The sequence below is a fragment of the Aquabacterium sp. J223 genome, assembly GCF_024666615.1.
Lineage (GTDB): Bacteria > Pseudomonadota > Gammaproteobacteria > Burkholderiales > Burkholderiaceae_C > J223.
In genome coordinates, this window is sequence record NZ_CP088297.1 from 3498094 (window position 1) to 3519063 (window position 20970).

At 72.8% G+C, this 20970-nt stretch carries 14 protein-coding genes and 2 pseudogenes; 5 read left to right on the plus strand and 11 right to left on the minus strand.

The genetic code is table 11. The features are described from left to right. Window position 1: 1 nt before the first annotated feature. The 11 genes and pseudogenes from LRS07_RS16595 to LRS07_RS16640 form a co-directional block, all read right to left on the minus strand. Entirely contained in the window at window positions 2-1852 is a 1851-nt protein-coding gene (locus LRS07_RS16595; RefSeq protein ID WP_260499069.1) for an HD domain-containing phosphohydrolase, read from the minus strand. A gap of 112 nt (window positions 1853-1964) precedes the next feature. Next, window positions 1965-2231, minus strand: a pseudogene (locus LRS07_RS22310) (response regulator); the annotation flags it as partial. Beyond that, on the minus strand, window positions 2231-3991 hold the full coding sequence (locus LRS07_RS16600) for a FecR family protein (protein ID WP_260499070.1): 1761 nt from the start codon (window positions 3989-3991) through the stop codon (window positions 2231-2233). The gene LRS07_RS16600 and the pseudogene LRS07_RS22310, both read right to left, overlap by 1 nt. Continuing rightward, window positions 3988-5340, minus strand: a complete 1353-nt coding sequence (locus tag LRS07_RS16605; protein WP_260499071.1) for a surface lipoprotein assembly modifier — start codon at window positions 5338-5340, stop codon at window positions 3988-3990. The genes LRS07_RS16600 and LRS07_RS16605 overlap by 4 nt, the downstream gene beginning before the upstream one ends. Before the next feature lie 116 nt (window positions 5341-5456). Further along, complete coding sequence (locus LRS07_RS16610) at window positions 5457-6818, minus strand: TolC family protein (RefSeq protein WP_260499072.1); 1362 nt, start codon at window positions 6816-6818, stop codon at window positions 5457-5459. 151 nt (window positions 6819-6969) lie between these two features. Further along, window positions 6970-8526 carry a methyl-accepting chemotaxis protein gene (locus tag LRS07_RS16615; RefSeq protein ID WP_260499073.1) on the minus strand — a complete coding sequence of 519 codons (1557 nt, stop codon included), beginning with the start codon at window positions 8524-8526 and terminating at the stop codon, window positions 6970-6972. 197 nt (window positions 8527-8723) lie between these two features. Then, window positions 8724-9962: a beta-barrel domain-containing protein gene (locus LRS07_RS16620; RefSeq protein WP_260499074.1), complete on the minus strand. Its 1239-nt coding sequence runs from the start codon at window positions 9960-9962 to the stop codon at window positions 8724-8726. Window positions 9963-9971: 9 nt separating this feature from the next. After that, on the minus strand, window positions 9972-12233 hold the full coding sequence (locus LRS07_RS16625; protein ID WP_260502141.1) for a type I secretion system permease/ATPase: 2262 nt from the start codon (window positions 12231-12233) through the stop codon (window positions 9972-9974). 95 nt (window positions 12234-12328) lie between these two features. After that, window positions 12329-12571 (minus strand): hypothetical protein, encoded by a 243-nt coding sequence (locus tag LRS07_RS16630; RefSeq protein ID WP_260502142.1) that lies wholly within the window; start codon window positions 12569-12571, stop codon window positions 12329-12331. A 97-nt stretch (window positions 12572-12668) separates the two neighbouring features. Next, a pseudogene (locus LRS07_RS16635) lies at window positions 12669-14183 on the minus strand (O-linked N-acetylglucosamine transferase, SPINDLY family protein); the annotation flags it as partial. Between the two features lie 116 nt (window positions 14184-14299). Further along, a complete protein-coding gene (locus LRS07_RS16640) occupies window positions 14300-15460 on the minus strand; it encodes an O-linked N-acetylglucosamine transferase, SPINDLY family protein (RefSeq protein ID WP_260499075.1) in 1161 nt (386 codons plus the stop codon). 31 nt (window positions 15461-15491) lie between these two features. On the opposite strand from LRS07_RS16640, the gene LRS07_RS16645 reads away from it, so the two are divergent. From LRS07_RS16645 to fliS, 5 genes are all read left to right on the plus strand, one after another. Continuing rightward, window positions 15492-16367, plus strand: coding sequence for a hypothetical protein (locus LRS07_RS16645; protein ID WP_260499076.1), 876 nt, complete (start codon window positions 15492-15494; stop codon window positions 16365-16367). Window positions 16368-16655: 288 nt separating this feature from the next. Next, window positions 16656-17501, plus strand: a complete 846-nt coding sequence (locus LRS07_RS16650; RefSeq protein WP_260499077.1) for a flagellin domain-containing protein — start codon at window positions 16656-16658, stop codon at window positions 17499-17501. 288 nt (window positions 17502-17789) lie between these two features. Further along, window positions 17790-18638 carry a flagellin N-terminal helical domain-containing protein gene (locus LRS07_RS16655; RefSeq protein ID WP_260499078.1) on the plus strand — a complete coding sequence of 283 codons (849 nt, stop codon included), beginning with the start codon at window positions 17790-17792 and terminating at the stop codon, window positions 18636-18638. Window positions 18639-18864: 226 nt separating this feature from the next. Continuing rightward, the gene (gene fliD / locus LRS07_RS16660; protein WP_260499079.1) at window positions 18865-20334 is read left to right on the plus strand and encodes a flagellar filament capping protein FliD; all 1470 of its coding nucleotides are present in this window, start codon (window positions 18865-18867) and stop codon (window positions 20332-20334) included. A gap of 169 nt (window positions 20335-20503) precedes the next feature. Next, entirely contained in the window at window positions 20504-20917 is a 414-nt protein-coding gene (gene fliS, locus LRS07_RS16665; RefSeq protein WP_260499080.1) for a flagellar export chaperone FliS, read from the plus strand. Window positions 20918-20970: the final 53 nt, after the last annotated feature.

Consider the following 20970-nt stretch of genomic DNA (forward strand, 5'->3'; position numbering starts at 1 on the left):
CTCAAGGGGCGCCGGCGGACAGCACCGCGTCGGCCGGCGCCAGCAGGCGGTCGACGTCGACCGCGTCGAGCTGCTCCGGCCGCAGGTGGCGCTCGGCGTAGCGGCGCCAGATGCCGGAACGCAGGAAGAGGTCGAACAGCTCGCCGTCGATGTGCCGGCGGCGCTTCATGCGGTCCATGATGGCCAGCGCCTCGGACAGCGTCTTCGGCGACTTGTACGGCCGGTCGGCGGCGGTCAGCGCCTCGAAGACGTCGGCGATGGCCATGATGCGCGCCGGCACCGACAGCTGCTCGGCGCCGAGGCGGCGCGGGTAGCCGTCGCCGCATAGCGTCTCGTGGTGCGTGCCGGCGTACTCGGGCACCCGGCGCAGCGTGCGCGGGAACGGCATGCTCTCCAGCATGGTGACGGTCTGCACCATGTGCTCGTTGATCTTGTAGCGCTCCTCGGCGGTGAGCGTGCCGCGCTCGATGGACAGGTTGTAGAGCTCGCCGCGGTTGTAGAGGTGCTCGGGCACCGCCATGCGGAAGCCCAGGCGCGGGTCGGGCCGGTCCTCGGGCCCGCGGGGCAGGATGTCGCGCGGCCGGTCGGCCAGCAGCCGCTCGGTGGCGGGCAGCGGGGCCACCGGCTCGCCGGCGTGCCGCGCCAGCTCGTCCTGCGACAGGCCGAGCCGGTCGTCGAAGTGGCGCAACCACGGCGTGCGGCCGATGCGCTGCAGCCGCTCGATGCGGCCGGGGTCCATCGACTCGCCGCCCAGGTTGGTCTCGGCGACGAAGGCGAAGTCGTCCTGCAGCCGCTGGCGCCGGCGCTCGAAGCGGGCGTCGGCGTCGGCCGGGTCGGCGCCGTCGAGCAGGGCCTGCAGGCGCTCGACCTGCGCGTCGCGCAGCAGCACTTCGAAGCGGGTGCGCACCTCGTGGATGCGGTTGTGGATGGTCTCGAGCTTGGTCGCCTTGTCGATGACGTACTCGGGCGTGGTGATCTTCCCGCAGTCGTGCAGCCAGGCGCCGATGCGGAACTCCTGCCACTCGTCCTCGGTGCGGAAGGCGAAGCCGGCCAGCGAGCCGCTCTGGCAGTCGGTGGCCGCCTCGGCCAGCATGATGGCCAGCTCGGGCACCCGCTCGCAGTGGCGTCCGGTGTAGGGGCTCTTGGCGTCGATGGCGTTGGCCAGCACGCGGATCATGCTTTCCATCAACGCCTTCTGCTCCTCGACCAGCTGCAGGTTGTCCAGCGCCACCGCCGCCTGCGCGGCCAGCGCGCCCACCCACTGCACCGCGTCGCGGTCGAAGGGCACGATGCCGCCGCCTTCGCGGTCGAGCGCGTTGATGAACTGCAGCACGCCGATCGGCGCGCCGCCGCGCGGCGCCACCGGCACGGTGAGCATCGATACCGTCCGGTAGCCGGTCTCGGCGTCGAAGCGGCGGGTGCCGCCGAGGTCGAAGCGGGTCTCGCGGGCCACGTCGTCGATCGCCACCGGCTCGTTGTGCACGGCGGTGTAGACCGAGACGTACTGCGCGTTGGGGCGGCCGTTCGCGTCGAACATCGGCAGCGAGGCGGCGGGCAGCCGGTCGCCGCGGGTGCGCCGGGCAAAGTGCAGGTGGCCGTCGTCGCCGACCAGGTACATGGTGCCGGCGTCGCAGTGCAGCAGCCGCTGGCCCTCGTGCAGCAGGTGGTCCAGCAGGCGGTCGCGGTCGCGCTCCATGGCGATGCGCAGGCCGCTCTCGACCAGCGCGTCGAGCTTCTCGGCGCCCCAGAGCACCGCCTTGCCCAGCTCCTGCTCGGCCCGTCGCTGGGCCTGGTGCGCGCCGCTGACGAGCAGCAGGTTGCGCGCGCGCAGCGTCGCCTCCTCGACCTCCACCGGCTTGTTCAGGTAGTCGTTGGCGCCGGCGCGCAGCGCGCGGTTGCGGGTGTCGCCCGCCGCCGTGCCGCTGATGACCAGGGATCGGCAGCGCCGCCGGCGAATGGCGCTCCCGCACCTGGCGCAGCACCTCGAAGCCGTCGACGTGCGGCATCTCCAGGTCGAGCACCAGCAGGTCGTAGGGGTCGACGCCGGCCAGCCGCAGCAGCGCCCGCCGGGGATCGGTCTCCACCTCGACGGTGCCCAGGCCGGCCGCCCGCAGCACCGCGCCCAGGTAGGCGGCATGGCTGGGCGAGTCGTCGCAGACCAGCACCCGTGGCGCCTGCGGCGGCGGGGCCACCGCCGGCGTGGGCTGCGGGCCGGGCGCGGTGCGGCGCATCAGTTCGGCTTGAAGACCACCGCGCCGGCCACGGTGCCGGGCTGCGCGCCGAAACCGTAGACCAGGCCCGCACGGCTGTTGCCGTTGCCGCCCACCAGGCCCTGCACCGCCAGCCCGCCGCCGAGCAGGCCGGTGCAGCCGGCGGCGCAGCCGCTGCCGGTGGCGGTGATGGACGTGGCCGGGCCGTTGAAGGCGAACCCGTTGCTCTGCGTCGCCGTGCCGGCCAGCGTGTAGGTCTGGCCCGCCAGCGGCACCTGCACCCGGTAGTCCACCGTGCCGCCGCTGGCGCCGGGGAAGTTGACGGCCAGCGCCCCGGTGACGCTGTTCGGCACGCCGACCGCGATGGTGCTGCCGTCGGCCGCCGACAGCGTCGGCGCGGTGGAGGCGAACGAGGCGTAGCCGCGCACCACCGGCAGCGCCGGCGAGCCCTGCATGGCCACGTAGTGCAGCGCCTGCAGCTTGTCGTGCTTGGGCAGGAAGGTGGTCTTGCCCTCGGCCCAGCGGCCCCAGGCGACGATGCCGTCGGCGCCGAAGTCCGCCGTCATCTCGGCGTTGTCGACCTTCTTGCCGGTGGCGGTGTCCTTGATCTCGGTGACCGAGCCATCGAGCTTGAGCACGCGCTCGGCGCCGGAGACCAACCGGTGCACCACCGAACCGGCCGCGAGGTCGGTCCCGCTTTGCTGCATGGCCACCGACACGGCAATCGCCGGCCCGCGCTTCTCGGTCAGTGCCAGCGTCGGGCCGAGCACCGGGTTCAGCAGCGGCACATCGAGGACCGGTCCGGCCGGGATGGGATTGGGGGCCGGGGACGGGACTGGGCTCGCTGGCGCGGGGCTCGGGGCCGGGGCAGGACTCGGGACTGCACCGGGACTCTGGGCTGGGGCGGGACTCGGCGCCGGGCCCGGCGACGGCGCCGGGCCGGCACCCGGACCGGCGACAGGTGGGGACGGCGCGGGCGTCGGGTCCGAGCCGGGGGCAGGCGCCGGGCTGCCAGGGGCGGCGATCGGTCCGTCGACCGGCGGCGCGGCGACGGGGCCACTGGGTGGCGGCGCCGGGGTCGGCACCGGCGGCGCCTCGGGTTCCAGCGACAGGCCCGTGGCGGTGCGGGCGTCGTCGCCGCCGGCATGCGCCACGCGGGTCGGCGCGGCCGCGGCCACCGGCGCGGCGGCCGGCAGCAGCACCGGGGCGGCGGCGAGCACCGGCGTCACCGCGCGCGACGGCGTGAAGCCCGACTGGCCCGGCCGCAGGTCGAGGCAGCCGCCGTCGTTGCACACCGCCACCCGGCCGCCGGCCACGCGCACGCGCACGCCCTCGTCCACCTGCGCGCTGTACTCGGTGCCTCGGATGCCGATGGTGGCGGCCGGCGTCTGCAGCCGGTAGTGGTCGCGGCGGCTGCGGCCGATGGCACCGGTGACGGTGCGCAGGCCGCCGCGGCGCAGGGTCAGCGCGGCGCGCTCGTCCTGGTCGAGGGTGGCCAGGCGGTAGTCGTCGATCTGCAGTTCGGTCTCGGGCTGCAGCGACAGCATGGCGCCGTCCACCATCTTCAGCTGGGCGCGGCCGCGGCCGGTCTCGATGCGCTCGCCGCTGGCGACGCTGGCGCCGCGCACCGCCGGCCGGCGCTCGCCGCCGGCGGCCACCACGGTGACCGGCCCGTCGACGAACAGCAGCAGGGCCGCCGGCGCCGCGGCCTGGGCCACCGCCGCGCCGCAGGCGATCGAGGCGGCCAGGGCGACGGTGGTGCGCAGGCGGGCGGGCGTCATTCGAAGTCCCTTCTCAAGGTGATCTGCAGCACACGCCGCCGGTAGTCCGCCAGCGGCAGGTTGGACGCGTTGCGGGTGATCAGCAACTGCGGCGTGAGCCGCCAGTCGGCGGCGAGGCTCCAGCGCAGGCCGGCCACCAGGTCGGTCTGGCGGTCGGCCCGGCGCGCCATGAAGAGCGCGTCGTCGCCGCCGTGCCGTCGACGTTCGAACTGCACGCTGGCGAAGCCGGCCAGCGACGCCCCGAACGCCTGCTCCAGACCGGCGCGGGCGCCCCAGGCGCGGTGGGCGAAGGCGTCCTGGCCGCTGCGGCTGCGTTCGCGCGCGGTGTAGAGGCTGGCGTAGGGCACCCGCCGGCCGCTGTCCAGCGCCTGCGCCGCGCCGAGCCCGAGCACCGTGCGGTCGGCGTTGCGGTCGGGCTGGCCGGCGTAGTCGAGCCGGGACCATTCGCTGAAGGCGCTGAGCTGGGTGGTCGGCCGCAGCGTGTGCTGCCATTGCGCGCCCAGGCCATGGGCGTCGCGGTAGCGCTGGCCGCCGAGGCGGAAGGTGGTGGCCTGCAGCGCCGCGGTGACGCGGTCGCCGGCGCGCTCCCAGGCGCCGCCGGCGCTGGCCTCGGCGCTCTGCTGCTCGAAGGCCTGTTCCCGGGCGTTCCAGCCGCGGCGCAGGCCGGCGGCGGCGATGGCGCTGACACCACCCGCCAGCGGCCACTGGCCGTCGGCCCCGACCTGCGCAGTGGTCACGGTGTCGCCGCGGCCGCGCACCTGCGGGTCGAGCGTGAACAGCAGGCCGCCGAAGGCCGGGATGGCGACCTCGGACGCCGCCGCCGCGCTGTTGACGTTGCTGTCTCGGCCGACGGTCAGCGCCGCGAAGGCACGTCGCAGCGGCCGCGTCAGCCCCTCGCTCGGGCGCTCGGCCAGGGTGCCGAGCAGGCGGTCGATGGTGGCCGCCGCGGCCGGCGGCATGGTGCCGCGCCGGGCGTCTTCCAGCGCCCGGCGGGCGGCCTGCGGCTCACCGGCGGCGAGGTAGGCGCGGCCGATCTCGGCACGCGCCAGGGTGTTGTCCGGCTGTGCGGCCAGCACCCGCTCCAGGGCCAGGATGCCGCGGGTGACGTGGCCGGCATCGACGGCGGCGATGCCGAGCAGGTGGTCGTAAGCCGGGTCGCCGGCGCGCGCGGCCTCGTGCGGTTCGAGCAGCCGCCAGGCCGCGTCCGGGCGCTGCTCGGCCATCAGCCGGCGGGCGTCGTCGAGCAGCGCATCGGCCCATGCGGGCCCGGCCAGCATCAGGCAGGACAGCAGCGCCGAAGCGGCTGCGCGAAGGACTGGCGCCCGCAGGCGCAGCGAACCGGTCGACATACAGCGTGATCGGGTCGCGGCCCGTGTCTCCCCCATGCAGGAGGTATCGGCAGGTCCGCGTATCAGTTGAGGGCATTGAACCCCGGAGGATCCCGGGTTGACCGCCGCGGCGGCGGCTACTGCAGCCAGACGGCGAGGCCGCCGCCCAGGCTCCACAGCAGCGCGTTCGCCTGCTGGCCGTCGATCAGCGCGTTGACGTAGGTCACGCGCATGTTGTAGTGGTCGCCCTCGGCGGCCATCACGTCGAACAGCGAACGCCGCCCGAGCTGCTGCCACTGCTGCAGCGTGAAGTTGCGCACGCGGTCGCTGTCGCGCACCACCTCGGCGACGCGGCGGGCGCGGTCGAACGCCGACGTGGCCTGCTCGTGCACGTCGGCCACCCGGGAGCGGCGCGACTCGAGCACGTCGATCTGGGTCAACCGGGTGGCCTCGGCCCGCCGCTGGGCGGCGGCGATCGACGGGTCGGCGGCCGGCGCCAGCAGCGGCAGCGTGAGGTTGATGCCCACCTGCAGCGCGCTCGGGTTGCCGACCCCCACCGCCTTGGAGGCGCCGAGCGACCAGTTGACCTGCGGCCTGGTGGCCGCCGCCAGCGCCTGGGCGTAGCTGGACGCCGCCTGCGACTGCGCCTTCAGCAGCGCGATCTCGGCCGAGCGCTCGGTCTGCGCCATCACCTCGTCCATCGGCGGCAGCCGCGTCAGCAGCGACGACAGCCCCTCGGTGGGCGGCAGGCCGTCGCCGACGAAGCGGCGCAGCCGGATCTCGGACTGGCGCATGGCCGACAGGGCGCCGGCGCGCGCCAGCTCGGCCTGCGCCTGGCTCTTCTGGGCCTGCACCAGCTCGCTGGCGCGGCCACGGTCGGTCTTGACGATCTGCTCCAGCGCCTCGACCAGGCAGGCCATCTTGCGGCCGTACTGCTGGTAGACCTGGGCCTGCAGCCGGTAGCGCGCGCGCTCCAGCGCGCTGCTCACCGCCTGCAGGGCGATCTGTTCCTGGGTGTTGATCTGGCCCTGGCGGGCGGCCTCGGCCAGCGAGGTGCGCCAGTCGGTGAGGCGCTCGACCCGGCCGCCGTCGTACAGCATCGAGCCCACTTGCGCGCCCACCCGGCCCTGCGTGCCGGCCGGCTGCGCCAGGCCCCACACGGTGTTGCTCTGGTAGTTGACGCCGGCGAAGGCGCTGGCCTGCAGCTTGGCGGCGGCCTTGGCCTCCTCGATGTCGTGCTGCGCGGCCTCCACCAGCAGCTTGGCCGCGCCCACCGCGTTGCTGCGCGAGATGGCCAGGCCGATCAGCTCCTGCATCTGGGCGCGGGGCTCCATCGGCGCGGCGGCACCACCGTCGGCGCCCGCCGGTGGCTGCAGCTCACGGCCGTTGTCGTCGATGCAGCGGGCGGCGGCCGGCAGCGACAGCGCCAGGCCGAGCGCCACGGCGAGCGCCGGGCGCGACAGAACGGAGGACGGGCGGCAGGACAACAGCGGCGGCATCGGTGGGTGCGGTCTCGACACCGGCCCGACAAGGCTGGTGCTCGACGGCCATTTCACCGCCGGGCCGCCGCGGCCGGTCGACGGAAAGCGAGCGGAAATGCCGCGCTTCTCTGGACCGGTGGAAAGAGGATGTGTCCGCCCGCCGGACCGGTCACGCCAGCCGGAACACCGCCACCGCCTCGTTCAGCCGCTGCGCCTGCTGCCGCAGGCTGTCCGCGGCGGCGGCGCTCTGCTCGACCAGCGCCGCGTTCTGCTGCGTGACCTGGTCGAGCTGGGCCACGGCGTCGCTGACCTGGCCGATGCCGCCGGACTGCTCCTGCGTGGCGCCGGAGATCTCGCCGATGAACTGGCTCACCCGCTGGACCTGGTCGACGATGCCCTGCATGCGCTCGCCGGCCAGGCCGACGAGGCGGGTGCCGGTCTCCACCTGCACCACGCTGTCGCCGATCAGCGCCTTGACCTCGCGCGCCGCCTCGGCGCTGCGCTGCGCCAGGCTGCGCACTTCCGACGCGACCACCGCGAAGCCGCGGCCCTGCTCGCCGGCGCGGGCGGCTTCGACCGCGGCGTTCAACGCCAGGATGTTGGTCTGGAAGGCGATGCCGTCGATGACGCCGATGATGTCGGCCATCTTCTTCGACGAGCCGGCGATGGCCTGCATGGTGGTGACCACCTCGCCCACCACCCGTCCGCCCTCGCCTGCCGCGCCAGCGGCCTCGTGCGCCATGCGGTCGGCCTGGCGGGCGGTCGCGGCGTTCTGCTGCACCGTGCTCTGCAGCTCTTCCATCGACGCGGCGGTCTGCTCGAGGTTGCTGGCCTGCTCCTCGGTGCGCTGGCTCAGGTCGGCGTTGCCGGTGGCGATCTGGGTCGAGGCGGAGGCCACCTGCTCGCTGGACTGGCGCACCTGGCCGACGGTGGCGGCCAGCTGCCGGGTCATGGTCGCCAGCGAGCGCAGCAGGTCGGCCAGTTCGTTGCGCCCCTGCGGGTCGAGGTGCGTCGTCAGGTCGCCGCGCGCCACGGTGTCGACCACCTGCACCGCCCGGCGGAGGGGCCCGGTGATGGAACGGGTGATGAACACGGCGCAGGCGACGCCCAGCGCCACCGCCACGCCCATCAACGCGAACGACAGGCCGCGTGCGCTGTCGTAGGTGTCGCGGGCACGACGGGTCTCGACCTCCGCCAGCCGGACGTTGTAGTCCAGGCTCTTGCGCATCGCCGTCTGGGCGGCCAGGAACGCGGCGGACGTCTCGCCGGCGACCAGCGCATGGGCCTGCGCCACGTTCGCCTCGCCGCCGCTGGACACCGCGTGCAGCTTCCGGTCGGCCGCCAGCCAGCGGTCGATGGCCGACCGGGCGTCACGGTACAGCGCCCGCTCCTCCTCGGTGGCGATCAAGGCCTCGTAGCGCTCGAAGTCCGCCTTCAGCTTGACGTCGATGCTGTGGTTGAAGCTGGCCTCCTGGGCCTTCTTGCCTTCGGCATCGTCGTGCAGCGCGTGACGCAGGCTGGCACGCCGTGCGTCGGTGATGACGAGCCCCATGTCGGCCAGCACCACGACGCTGGGCAGCCAGTTGTTCCCCAGTTCGTGCGCGCCCTGGTTGACCCGCGCCGTCTGCCAGATGCCCGCACCGCCCACCGCCAGCAGCAGGGCGAGGACGAGGCCGAAGCCCAGCGTCAGCCGGGTACCGATTTTCAGCTTGTCGAGGCTGTTCATGTCTGCGCTCAGATCCGTTCAACGACCAAAGGATGGGTGCATCTGGGCCTTTTCGGCATCTGATGGGTAGACTGAACATCAGCGTGGCAAATCGTCGCGCCGCCCCTGCGGGGCCGCCCTCGAGCGCGGCGGGCGACGGCGTCCGGCCGACCGGACAGCGGTGCGGGCCGCTGGCGCCGGCGGTGCCGGGGCGCCGCTCAGCGCTCCTTGAACGCCTCCTGCGACTTCATCATCGGCCGCAGCAGGAAGGACAGCACCGAGCGTTCGGCGGTGTTGATCTCCACCGTGCCCAGCATGCCGGGCAGCACCTGCAGCGGCGTCGGCGCGCGCAGCGCCGCGGGGTCGGCGCGCAGGATGACGCGGTACCAGGTGCCGTTCTGCGCCGCGCGGTCGGCGTCGCCCAGGGCGTCCGGGCTGATGTACTCGACGGTGCCGGTCATCGCGCCGTAGACCACGTACTCGTAGGCGGTCAGCTTGACCTGCGCCGTCTGGCCGAGGCGGATGAAGCCGACGTCCTGCGGCTTGACACGTGCCTCGACCAGCACGCGCGGGCCCAGCGGCACGATCTCCATGATCACCGCGCCCGGGCCGACCACGCCGCCCAGCGTGTTGAGCTTGATCGACTTGACCAGCCCCTTCACCGGCGAGCGCAGCACCGTGCGGCGCAGCGCGTCCTCGCGCACCACCTGCTGCTCCTCCATCGCGGCCAGCTCGTTCTGCGCCTTCAGCAGCTCGGCGCTGGCGTCCTGGCGGAAGCGCGCCAGCCGGTCGCTGCTGGCCAGCCGCAGGTCGTTGACCTGGCGGCGCAGGCGCATCACCTCGACGTCGCTGAGCAGGCCCTTGGCCGACATCAGCTCGGCCATGTCGAGCTCGCGCTGCAGCAGGCCGACGTTGCGGTTGTTGACGGCGACGGCCTCCTGCAGCACCTGCCGGCGGTTGCTGTAGACCTCGGTCTCGGCGGCCATCAGGTCGGGCGCGGCCCGCACCTCGTCGGGGAAGACCAGCGCCCGGCCGCCGGCCTCGGCGCCCAGCCGGGCGATGGCGGCCTTCAACGCCAGCCGCCGCGACTGGCCCTCGTTCTGCTGCGCCTCGAAGCGTGTCGGGTCGAGCCGGGCCACCGCCTGGCCTTCGTCCACCAGCATGCCCTCGCGCACCAGCAGCTCGCGCAGGATGCCGCCCTCCAGGCTGGCGATGGCCTGCTCGCGGCCGTCGGGCACCACGCGGCCGTCGGCCCGGGTCACCACCTCGACGCGGGCCAGCATGGCCCAGGCCAGCGCCGCGCCCACGGCCAGCGCCATCAGCCACAGCGGCCAGGTGAGCTGCGGCACTCGCTCGACCACCTGGGCGGCGTTGACGCCGCTCATGAAGTCGGCGTCGCCGGGCAGCACGCGGCCGTCGGCCAGGGCGGGCTTGGGTTTGCGTCCGAAGCCGAACATCGACCTGCCTCAGACCGCCGGCTGCGCCGCCATCGGCTGCGCGGTCGGGTGGCGCAGCACGTTCGGCGGTGCGGTGGAGGCGGCAGCAGCCGCCGGCTTGGCACCGGACAGCGCGGCCAGCACCTGGTCCTTCGGCCCGTCCATCACCAGACGGCCGGCGTCGACCACCACCACCCGCTGCGCCAGCTCCAGCACCGCCGGCCGGTGGGTGACCATGACCAGCGTGCAGGGGCCGGCGGCCTCCTTCAGCTGGCGCAGGAACATGGTTTCGGACTGCGCGTCCATCGAGCTGGTGGGCTCGTCCATCAGCAGGATCTGCGGCCGGGTGACCAGGCAGCGCGCCAGCGCCACCAGCTGCCGCTGGCCGCCGGACAGCAGGCCGCCCATCTCGCCCACCGGCAGCTCCCAGCCCTGCGGGTGGCTGGCCACCAGCCGGTCCAGGCCGGTGAGCTGCGCCACCTCGGCCAGCCGCGAGGCGTCGGCGTCGTGGCGGCCCATCAGCACGTTCTCGCGCAGCGTGCCGTTGAACAGCCGCGGCTCCTGCGACACGAAGCCCACCTTGCTGCGGAAGTCGGCGCTGTCGAGCTGGCGCAGGTCGATGCCGTCGACCTCTACCAGGCCCTCGGTGGGCTGGTAGAGCCCGGCCATCAGCCGCAGGATGGTCGACTTGCCGCTGCCGATGCGGCCGAGGATGACCACCCGCTCGCCGGGCGCGAAGCGCAGCGTCACGCCCTTCAGCACCTTGGGCGGCGGCGTGGTGCTGCCGGCCGGCGACGGGTAGGCGAAGCCGACGTCGTGCAGGCCGATGCGGCCGGTCAGCCGCCGGTGCGCGATGTAGGCGCGGCCGGGCTCGCGTTCGACCGGCAGCGCCATCAGCTTGTCCAGCGCCGACATCGCGGCGCGGGCACCCTGGTAGCGCATGGCCAGGCTGACCAGCCCGCCCAGCGGCAGGATGGCCCGGCCGGCCATCATCACCGCGCCGATGAGCGCGCCGCCGGTGATGACGCCGTCGGCGATCAGGTAGACGCCCCAGACCAGCATCACCAGCGTCACCGCCTGCTGGCCGATCATGGCCACGTTGTTGGCCCAGGCGGTGAGCCGGCGCGAGCGCAGCGAACTGTCCGCCGCCGCCGCGTTGGCCTGCTCGAAGCGGTGCAGGAAGCGGCCCTGCGCGCCGGCGGTCTTCACGTCCTCCAGGCCTTCCACCGCCTCCACCATCAGCCCGTGCAGGTCCGCCTGCTGGGCCATGTTGGCGTGCATGGCACGGCGCAGCGCGCCCTGGATGAAGAGCGCGCAGGCGGCGATCAGCGGCAGCGCGATCACCAGCACCCAGCCCAGCGGGCCGCCGATGACGAAGGTCATGGCGACGAAGAGCAGCGCGAACGGCACGTCGCTGATCGCCGACAGCGAGGCGGAGGCGAAGAACTCGCGCACCACCTCCACCTGGCCATGGTGGTGGGCGTGGCCGCCGGCCGAGCCGGGCCGGTGCTCCATGCGCAGCGACAGCGTCTGCCGGAACAGCAGCGATCCGATCAGCAGGTCGGTCTTCTTGCCGGCCAGGTCGATCAGGTGCGCGCGCAGCTGGCGCGCCAGCAGGTCGAAGCCCATCGCCAGGAAGCCGCCGATGGCCAGCGCCCACAGCGTGACGAAGGCCTTGTGCGGGATCACCTTGTCGTAGATGACCGAGGTGAGGATGCCGGTGACCAGCATCAGCAGGTTGGACAGCAGCGCCGCCACCATCGCCGAGCGGTAGTAGGGGATGAAGCGCCGCAGCGTGCCCCACAGCCAGTGGCTGCTCGGGTCGCGCAGCCCCTCCTCGGCCACGCCGGCGCGGGCTTCGACCTTCGGGCTGGCGACCAGCGCGAAGCCGGTGTACTCCTGCACCAGCTCGGCTTCGGTGGCGGTGCAGGCGTGGTGCTCGGGCCCCGGCATGACCACGTCGTAGACCGCACCGGCCTGGCCGCCGCCGCGGCGGCCGGCGACGATGCAGGCCTCGCTGCCGCGCAGTAGCAGCACCGCCGGCATCAGCAGCGTGGGCAGCTCGGCCAGCGAGCGCTTGACCAGGCCGGCGTTGAAGCCGGCCTCCTTCAACGCACGCACCGCCTGCGTCGGGCCGAAGCGGCCCTGCTCCATCGGCAGGCCGGCCAGCAGCGACGCGGGCGAACGCTCGGCGCCGTGGTGGCGGGTCAGCCAGGACAGCGCGTGCAGCAGCGGCTGGTCGTCGGCGGGGGCACGGTCCTCGGGGGCGGCGCGCGGCAGCGGCGGCGGCATGCCGCCGGCGGGCGAACCCTCGCCGGCAGCGCCTGCGGCGCCGGGGGGAGGAAGGGTTCCTGCCGGTCCACGCGGTCGGTGTCGCTCGTCGTGCGTCAGCGCCGCGGGTGGGCCGCGCGCGCCTGCAGGGCCAGGCGCTCGAAACCGTCTTCGAGCGAGCGCACGAAGCCGGGGATGTCGAACAGCCGCGAGCCGCGGCCCTGCTCGGCGAGGTAGCGCTTGTACGAGGCCAGGCGCGCCGGGTGCTGGCCCAGCGCCACCGCCAGCCGCTCGTAGTGGCCGACCGACTCGGTGATCAGGTCGGGCAGGCCGACGTGCGTCAGCAGGCTGCCGGCCATGCGCGAGATGTAGCTGCGGCCCGAGCGGGTGAGGATGGGGGGTGCCCATCCACAGCGCGTCGCTGGCGGTGGTGCCGGCGTTGTAGGGGAAGGTGTCGAGGAAGAGGTCGGCCACCGCCATGCGCGCCAGGTAGTCCGGCGGCGCGACGCGCGGCGCGAAGACCAGCCGCTCGCGTGCCACGCCGTGGGCGTCGGCCGCGGCCAGCATGTTGGCTTCGGCCCAGCGGTTGTCGGCCAGCAGCCAGAGCACGCTGCCCGGCACCTGCGCCAGCACCCGCATCCAGCAGGCGAACACCTCTTCGGTGAACTTGTGGTTGTTGTTGAAGCTGCAGAAGACCACGCCGTGCTCGGGCAGGCCGCATTCGGCGCGGCTGGGCACGCGGCCCACCTCGCGCCGGCGGTCGCTGACCTGGTAGCAGTGCTGCTCGACGAAGAGCGGCTTCTCGCTGCAGTAGGGCTCGTAGTCCGGCCGCACGACGTAGCGGTCGGCCACCATCCAGTCGACGCCGGGCAGCGCGGACGTGCCGGGCAGGCCGAGGTAACCCACCTGCACCGGCGCCGGCCGCTGCACCAGGATGCCGGGACGGGCGCCGCTGGTCAGGCCCTGCAGGTCGACCAGCACGTCGATGCCGCACTGGGCGATGAGCTTGGCCGCCGCCGCGTCGTCCATCGACCCGATGCGCACGCAGTGGTCCAGCGCCTTGACGATGCGCGCGCGCTGGGCGCTGCCGTCCTCGCGGCTCCAGCAGAAGCCGAAGACCTCGAAGCGGCTGCGGTCGTGCAGCTCGAAGAGTTCGGGCGTCAGCAGGCCGACGGCGTGCATGCCGAGGTCGCCCGACAGGTAGCCGATGCGCAGCCGGCCGGTGCGCGGCACGGTCAGCGTGTGCAGCGGCGGATCGGCGGGTCTGGCCACCTTGGTCAGCACGAAGCGCTGCGCCGCCAGCAGCTGCAGCGCCGGGTCGTCGCTGGCGCCGAGCATGGCCAGCGCCGAGGTGCCGGTGAGCAGCTGGTTCCGGGTCACGCCGTCGGGCGGCGTGTACAGCGGCCACTTGCACTGCTTCTGCCGGATGTGCACGTAGTGCTGCAGCACGTCGGGCTGGTCCGCCTTGAGCTGCAGGCTGCGCGCCATGGCCGCCTCGGCCTCGTCGAAGCGGCGCTGCTGTTCGAGCAGGCGGCCCTGGTTGTTGAGCGCATGCAAGGTCAGCGACAGGTCGGCGGCGGCATCGGGCCGGTCCACCACCTGCTGCCAGCAGCCCAGCGCCTCGTCGACCTGGCCCTGGCGTTCGAGCTGGTGGCCGAGGTTGAGCAGCGCCGGCGCGAAGCCCGGCTTCAGCGCCAGCGCCTGGCGGTAGGCGGCCTCGGCCTCGGCGGGGCGGTCGAGCGCGCCCAGCACCGTGCCCCAGTTGAAACACGCGACGTGGCGGTGCGGCGACTCGGTGCTGGCCAGCCACTGCTCGTACAGCGCGGCCGACGCGGCCGCATGGCCGAGCTGGGACAGCGACGCCGCCTGCTCCAGCAGCTCGGGCAGCGGCATGGCGCCGGAACGGGCGCGTTCGAGCGGCGCGCGCGCTTCGGGCGGCACGGCGGCGTCGGTGGGCGCTGGAAGGGGCATGGTGGAAGCGGCCCGATGGGCCGGCGAGGTGACGCTTCGATGCTAGGTCGCCGGTCCTGCGAGAAGCGGCGCATGAGCAGGCGGAAACGGCGCCTATTCGGTGCCGCCGCCCGCGCTCACTCGGCGGCGTCGTGCTCGGCGGCGAGGTGGTCGGGGGCCAGGCCCGCGTCGTGGCGGGCGACCAGGCGGGTGAACACCGCCTCGAGGTCGCGTGCGCTCTGGGCGCTGTCGAACAGCGGGCTGGTCTCGCGCGCGGCCACCAGGCGCGCGCGCAGGTCGGCGCGGGCGCCGGCGTCGTGCATCAGTTCGAGCGCCTTGGCCTCGTAGGCCGCCACGTCGGCGCACACCAGTTCCGGCAGGCCGACGCTGCGCACCAGCGAGCCGGCCACCCGCGAGGCGAAGGTCTCGCCGAGGAAGGTGACCACCGGCACGCCGGCCCACAGCGCGTCGCTGGCGGTGGTGTGGGCGTTGCAGGGCCAGGTGTCGACGAAGAGGTCGGCCTGCTGCAGGCGGGCGATGTGGTCGGCCGGCTTGACGCGCGGCGCCCACACCAGGCGCTGCGGGTCGAGGCCGCGGGCCTGCGCTTCGCGCTCCAGGTTGCGCCGCACCTGGCCGTTCCACTCCAGCAGCCACAGCACCGAGCCGGGCACCGCGTGCAGCAGCCGGCACCAGACGTCGAACACGTCCTTGGAGATCTTGAACGGCTGGTTGAAGCCGCACAGCACCAGCGCGTGCTCGGGCAGGCCGAGCGCCGCGCGCGGCGTCGGCGCCGGGCGGGCGCGCTGGCGGTCGTTGGGCTGGTAGCAGCGCGGCAGCTGCACCAGCTTCTCGCTGTAGCGGTCGGCGTGCTCGAGCGGGGTCACCACCGCGTCGCCGATCAGGTAGTCGATGAAGCCGGCGCCGGTGGTGCCGGGGAAGCCCAGGTAGGCCGCCTGCACGCGGGCCGGCCGGTACGCCAGCACCGGCAGCCGGTTGTCGCGGGTGTAGCCCTTCAGGTCGACGAGCAGGTCGATGCCGTCGGCGCGGATGCGTTCGGCGATCTGCACGTCGCTCTGGCCGCGCAGGTCGACGAAGTGCTCGCAGGCGCGCTCGATGCGGCGGCGCATGTCGGTGCCGTCGTCCTTGCCGTGCGAGTACAGGGTGACCTCGAAGCGGGCGCGGTCGTGGCGCTCCAGCAGCTCGGCCATCAGGATGCAGGTGGCGTGCTGGTGGAAGTCGGCCGACAGGTAGCCGACGCGGATGCGGCCGGCGCGCTCGGCCGCGTTGCGGGGGGGCAAGCGCCGGCAGCGGCACGATGCCGCGCGACAGGTGGCGCGCCGCCACCCGCGCGGCACGCAGCTGGTCGCGCGGGTCGTCGAGCAGCGTGACCTGGGCGAAGGGCGTGGTCGGCGCGGCGGCGTCGTCGGGCAGCGCCCGCACGGCCTGCACCAGGTGCGCCAGGTCGGCCTCGGCATCGTCCCAGCGGCAGACCTCGCGCTCGAAGAAGGCCAGCAGGCCGCGCACGCCCAGCTCGTGCAGGCCGATGTCCAGCACCAGCGCGGTCTTGAAGCACTCGCTGGCCTCCTCCTTCATGTCCAGGTCGTTGAAGCAGACGCCGACCTGGTAGTGCACGTTGGCGATGTCCATCTTCAGCGCCAGCGCGTCGAAGTAGGCGGCGATCGCCTCGCGCGGCCGGCGCAGCGCCTGCAGCGCGCGGCCCAGCGCCTGGTGGTGGTCGACGTCGCGGGGGGTGGCCGGGTCGAGCGAGCGCAGCGCGTGCACCACCTCGGCGTGGCGGCCCTGCCCTTCCAGGCAATGCGCCCAGAAGCCGCAGGCCAGCGCGTTGGCGCGGTCCATCTCGAAGGCGCGCCGCGCCTCGTCGCCGGCCTCGCGCAGCTTGCCCTCGCGCAGCAGCGAGCGCGCCAGGTTGAGCGCGTACACCACGTCGCCGGGCACCAGCGCGCAGGCCTGGCGGAAGCGGCTGGAGGCGTCGGCCCAGCGGCCGGCGGCCACCAGGTCCTGGCCCTGCTTCCACTGCTGGCGGGCTTGATGGGCAACGGCGGGCGGGATGGCGGGCATGGGGGGGAGACGTCGGGCGTGATGCGGCCAGGATCGGCCGGCGGAAGTCTGGCATTCAAGAACCGGCGGGCGGCGGCCGATATGGCCCGGTTGGGCCGCTCTGTTCGCCCCTTTGCGGCCCTGTGAGAGATGGTGAGAAGGCGGGAAAAACCGCTCAAGTTCGAAAGACCGGGGCTCGATATCCACCCCAACGGGACTTGACACCAAGTCGCGTGGTCCGGTTAGACCGGCCCGGGCAGCAACCGAAGGTGGTGCGTTCGAGGTCTGGCTAGCGTCGGGCGGTGTCCTGCAAGGGCCGCTTCACATGAAAGGCGCGGCGCGAGCGGGGCGAAGGCAAGGACCTCATCACAAGCGAGGGGTCCGAGTTGACGTCCGGCGGGATTGCCGGGGTTCGCTTAACTGAAAGGAAATTTCGTGGCTACCACCATCAACACCAACATCTCGTCGCTCAACGCACAGCGGAACCTGGCGATGTCGCAGAACTCGCTGTCGACCTCGATGCAGCGCCTGTCCTCCGGCCTGCGCGTCAACAGCTCCAAGGACGACGCCGCCGGCCTGGCGATCGCCGAGCGCATGAACGCCCAGGTGCGCGGCATGAACGTCGCCATCCGCAACGCCAACGACGGCATCTCGATGGCGCAGACCGCCGAAGGCGCGCTGTCCAAGGTCGGCGACTCGCTGCAGCGGATGCGCGAGCTGGCCGTGCAGGCCCGCAACGCCTCGAACAGCGACGCCGACAAGGACTCGCTGAACAAGGAATTCGCGCAGCTGCAGTCGGAGATCTCCCGCGTCATCGGCGGCACGAGCTTCAACGGCAAGAAGATCATCGGCGCCGACGGCACCGACATGACCTTCCAGGTCGGCGCCAACACCTCGACCGACGACACCATCACCGTCACCGGCGAGAACCTGTCGAGCAACGCCGACATCTCGGCGGCCATCGCCAGCTCGCTGGTGATCGACAGCTCGGCCGACTTCAGCGCCATCGGCAGCGCCATCGACTCGATCGACAGCGCCATCGACTCGGTGAACAACCAGCGCGCCACCTACGGTGCCACGCAGTCGCGCTTCGAGGCCATCATCTCCAGCCTGCAGCAGGGCGTGGAGAACCAGTCGGCCGCCCGCGGCCGGATCATGGACGCCGACTTCGCCCAGGAAACGGCGAACCTGTCGCGTGCCCAGATCCTGCAGCAGGCCGGCACCGCGATGGTCGCGCAGGCCAACCAGCTGCCGCAGCAGGTGCTCTCGCTCCTTCGCTGACGCCGGCACGCCCCTGAGGGGCGGCGTGCCCGGCGAGGCGTAACACCCCTCGGCCGCACGCAACGCAAAGGGCACCTTCGGGTGCCCTTTTCCATTGGCGAAGGCGGATCGCCACCGGCCGTGCGCGGCGGCGAGACGGCGCGCTTTTCAGCCCCATTTCCAGCCATCGGCCCCCTGCGGGCTGTCGAAAATGATCCCAAGCACCGTTCGAGCCTAAGCCCCGAGTGGATGCAGACCGGCCGCAGGTCCGCCGGGAGTCAATGGCTTCTATTGGAGTGCTGTCACACCATGCCGCAAACCATCAACACCAACATCCAGTCGCTGAACGCGCAGCGCAACCTGAACTCGTCACAGGCGTCGCTGTCGACCTCCATGCAGCGCCTGTCGTCGGGCCTGCGGGTGAACAGCGCCAAGGACGATGCCGCCGGCCTGGCCATCGCCGAGCGCATGAACGCGCAGATGCGCGGCATGAACGTCGCCATCCGCAACGCCAACGACGGCATCTCGCTGTCCCAGGTCGCCGAAGGCGCGCTGTCGAAGATCGGCGACTCGCTGCAGCGCATGCGCGAGCTGGCCCTGCAGGCGCGCAACGCCAGCAACAGCGCCGACGACAAGGACTCGCTGAACAAGGAGTTCGCCCAGCTGCAGCAGGAAATCACCCGGATCATCGGGGCGACCAGCTTCAACGGCGGCCGCATCATCGGCGCGGACGGCACGGCCATGGTGTTCCAGATCGGCGCCAACACCTCGACCGACGACACCATCGTCGTCAACACCGAGAACCTGAACAGCAACGTCGACATCGCCGCCATCAGCGACTCGACAGTGGTCATCGACAGCAGCGCCGACATCAGCGCCATCGCCTCGGTGATCGACGCGATCGACAGCGCGCTGGACACGGTGAACAACCAGCGCGCCACCTTCGGCGCGGTGCAGTCGCGCTTCGAGGCCATCATCAACAACCTGCAGACCGGCATCGAGAACCAGGCCGCCGCCCGCGGCCGGATCATGGACGCCGACTACGCGCAGGAAACCGCCAACATGTCACGCTCGCAGATCCTGCAGCAGGCCGGCACGGCGATGGTGGCCCAGGCCAACCAGCTGCCGCAGCAGGTGCTGCAGCTGCTGCAACGCTGATCCTCGGGCGGACGCGGGCCGAGCGCCGGGCCGCTCCCCCGCCGGCACGCGATCCCCTCGAGGGATCGGCCGACGCACCCGGCGGACGCGGGGCGACACCCAGCCTGAAACCGGCGGTGTCCGTCCCTAAAGTAGGCGAAACCCCGGCCGATATACCGATCGTCCGCCGTGAAGGCATCTGCGCCTTCGCGCCGGGCGATCGTTTCCATGGGAGCCTGACGACGATATGGCCATCTCATCCACCGGACTGGGCAGCGGACTGGACGTCGAGACCATCGTCTCGCAGCTGGTCGCGCTCGAACGCAAGCCGATCACGCAGCTGCAGACGCAGAAGACCGAGCTCGACACCCAGGTCTCCAGCTTCGGCAAGGTGCAGAGCATGCTCTCCACCCTGCGCGACGCGGCGCGCACGCTGACCGACGCCTCGACCTGGCGCGCCGCCACCGCCGGCGTGTCGGACGAGACGGTGGTCAAGGCCACGGCCACCAGCGGCGCACCCATCGGCAGCTACAACATCACCGTCGCCCGCCTGGCCGCCGCGCAGGCGGTGACCAGCGCCGCCTTCGCCAGCGCCACCGCCAGCATCGGCGAGGGCACCATCACCATCGACATCGGCCGCTGGACCGACGGCACGCCGCCCAGCTTCACGCCGCGCAGCACGCCGCCGCCGGTGGCCGTGACCATCGGCCCGGGCGACAACACGCTGGAGAAGATCCGCGACAAGATCAATGCCGCCGGCGCCGGCGTCACCGCCACCATCGTGCGCGACGTCACCGGCGCGCGGCTGTCCATCCGCTCGGCCGAGACCGGGCTGGAGAACGGCTTCCGCATCCAGACCAGCAGCACCAGCGGCGACCTGTCGGGGCTCAACCACGACCCGGCGTCCGGCAGCGGCGGCATGGCGCTGTCGCAGAAGGCGCAGAACGCCAGCGCCACGATCGACGGCATCGCCATCGAATCGGCGAGCAACAGCGTCAACGAGGTCATCGACGGCATCAGCCTGCAGCTGCTCAAGCCGACGGCCACCGTCACCGACCCGCAGACCAACACCACCACCGCGGTGCCGGTGACGCTGTCGGTCAGCCACGACAACGAGTCGATCAAGAAGGCCATCACCGACTTCAGCACCGCCTACAACGACGTGGTGAAGTACCTGCGCGAGCAGACCGCCTACAACGCCGACACCAAGAAGGCCGGCCCGCTGCAGGGCGACCGCACCGCCATCGGCCTGCTCGGCCAGCTGCGCGGCCTGGTGTCCAACGGCTCGTCGGCGTCCAGCGCCTTCGGCCGCCTGTCCGACATCGGCCTGGACCCGCAGTCCGACGGCTCGCTCAAGGTCAACGGCGGCAAGCTGGACAAGGCGATCGGCAAGCTCGACGAGCTGGCCAAGGCCTTCTCCACCCTCGGCGACGAGGCGACGCCGGGCAGCGCCAGCAACGGCATCGGCCAGCAGTTCAAGCTCTACCTGGCCGGGCTGCTCGGCGCCGAGGGCCCGCTGGAGTCGCGCAAGGAGGGCCTGAACAGCCGCATCAAGCGCAACGATGACCAGCAGGACCGGCTGGAGGACCGGGTGGCGGCCTTCGAGAAGCGCATCCGGCTGCAGTACCAGACGCTGGACGCCAAGATGAGCAGCCTGTCGGGACTGTCGAGCTACGTCTCGCAGCAGATGAGCCTGCTCGCCAAGCAGAGCAGCTGACCCCCCCTTCCGGGCGCCGCAGCGACGGCCGCACCGCCTTGACGGCGGGGGCGGCCGTCGGCGTTTTGGGGGTCGGTTTTCCACCCCCTTCCCCCCTCGCGGGCGGCTTCAAGTTTTCCCGGGGGCGCGCCGAAAAACAGTCATCGCACCCGTCGAAGACTGCATCCAGATGTTCACATCCTCCAGCCGGTCCGCCGGCAGCAACGACTTCAGCGCGCTGTACCGCCGCACCGGGGTGGAGACGCAGGTGCTCGCCGCCACGCCGCACCACCTGGTGGCGCTGCTGTTCGACGGGCTGCTCGAGTCCGTCGCCCGCGCCCGCGGCGCGATCGAGCAGCGCGACCTGATCACCAAGGGCGAGGCCATCGGCCGCGCGGTGCGCATCGTCGAGGAGGGCCTGAAGGCCGCGCTGGACATGCAGGCCGGCGGCAAGCTGGCCGGCGACCTGCGCGACCTGTACGACTACCTCACGCTGCGGCTGACGCAGGCCAACCTGCGCAACGACCCGGCGCCGCTGGACGAGTGCCGTGCGCTGGTGCTGCCGCTGCAGCAGGCCTGGGCCGAGATCCGCCCCGCCGCCTGAGGCCCGACCCCCAACCAGAAGAAGACCCACGTGACCCCTGCCGCGTCCACCCC

What these genes read in the sequence shown, in the direction of transcription:
- LRS07_RS16600 (WP_260499070.1), bottom strand. Translation starts at nt 3,991, where the DNA reads ATGACGCCCGCCCGCCTGCGCACCACCGTCGCCCTGGCCGCCTCGATC.
- LRS07_RS16605 (WP_260499071.1), bottom strand. Translation starts at nt 5,340, where the DNA reads ATGTCGACCGGTTCGCTGCGCCTGCGGGCGCCAGTCCTTCGCGCAGCC.
- LRS07_RS16610 (WP_260499072.1), bottom strand. Translation starts at nt 6,818, where the DNA reads ATGCCGCCGCTGTTGTCCTGCCGCCCGTCCTCCGTTCTGTCGCGCCCG.
- LRS07_RS16615 (WP_260499073.1), bottom strand. Translation starts at nt 8,526, where the DNA reads ATGAACAGCCTCGACAAGCTGAAAATCGGTACCCGGCTGACGCTGGGC.
- LRS07_RS16620 (WP_260499074.1), bottom strand. Translation starts at nt 9,962, where the DNA reads ATGTTCGGCTTCGGACGCAAACCCAAGCCCGCCCTGGCCGACGGCCGC.
- LRS07_RS16625 (WP_260502141.1), bottom strand. Translation starts at nt 12,233, where the DNA reads ATGCCGCCGCCGCTGCCGCGCGCCGCCCCCGAGGACCGTGCCCCCGCC.
- LRS07_RS16630 (WP_260502142.1), bottom strand. Translation starts at nt 12,571, where the DNA reads ATGGCCGGCAGCCTGCTGACGCACGTCGGCCTGCCCGACCTGATCACC.
- LRS07_RS16655 (WP_260499078.1), top strand. Translation starts at nt 17,790, where the DNA reads ATGCCGCAAACCATCAACACCAACATCCAGTCGCTGAACGCGCAGCGC.
- fliD (WP_260499079.1), top strand. Translation starts at nt 18,865, where the DNA reads ATGGCCATCTCATCCACCGGACTGGGCAGCGGACTGGACGTCGAGACC.
- fliS (WP_260499080.1), top strand. Translation starts at nt 20,504, where the DNA reads ATGTTCACATCCTCCAGCCGGTCCGCCGGCAGCAACGACTTCAGCGCG.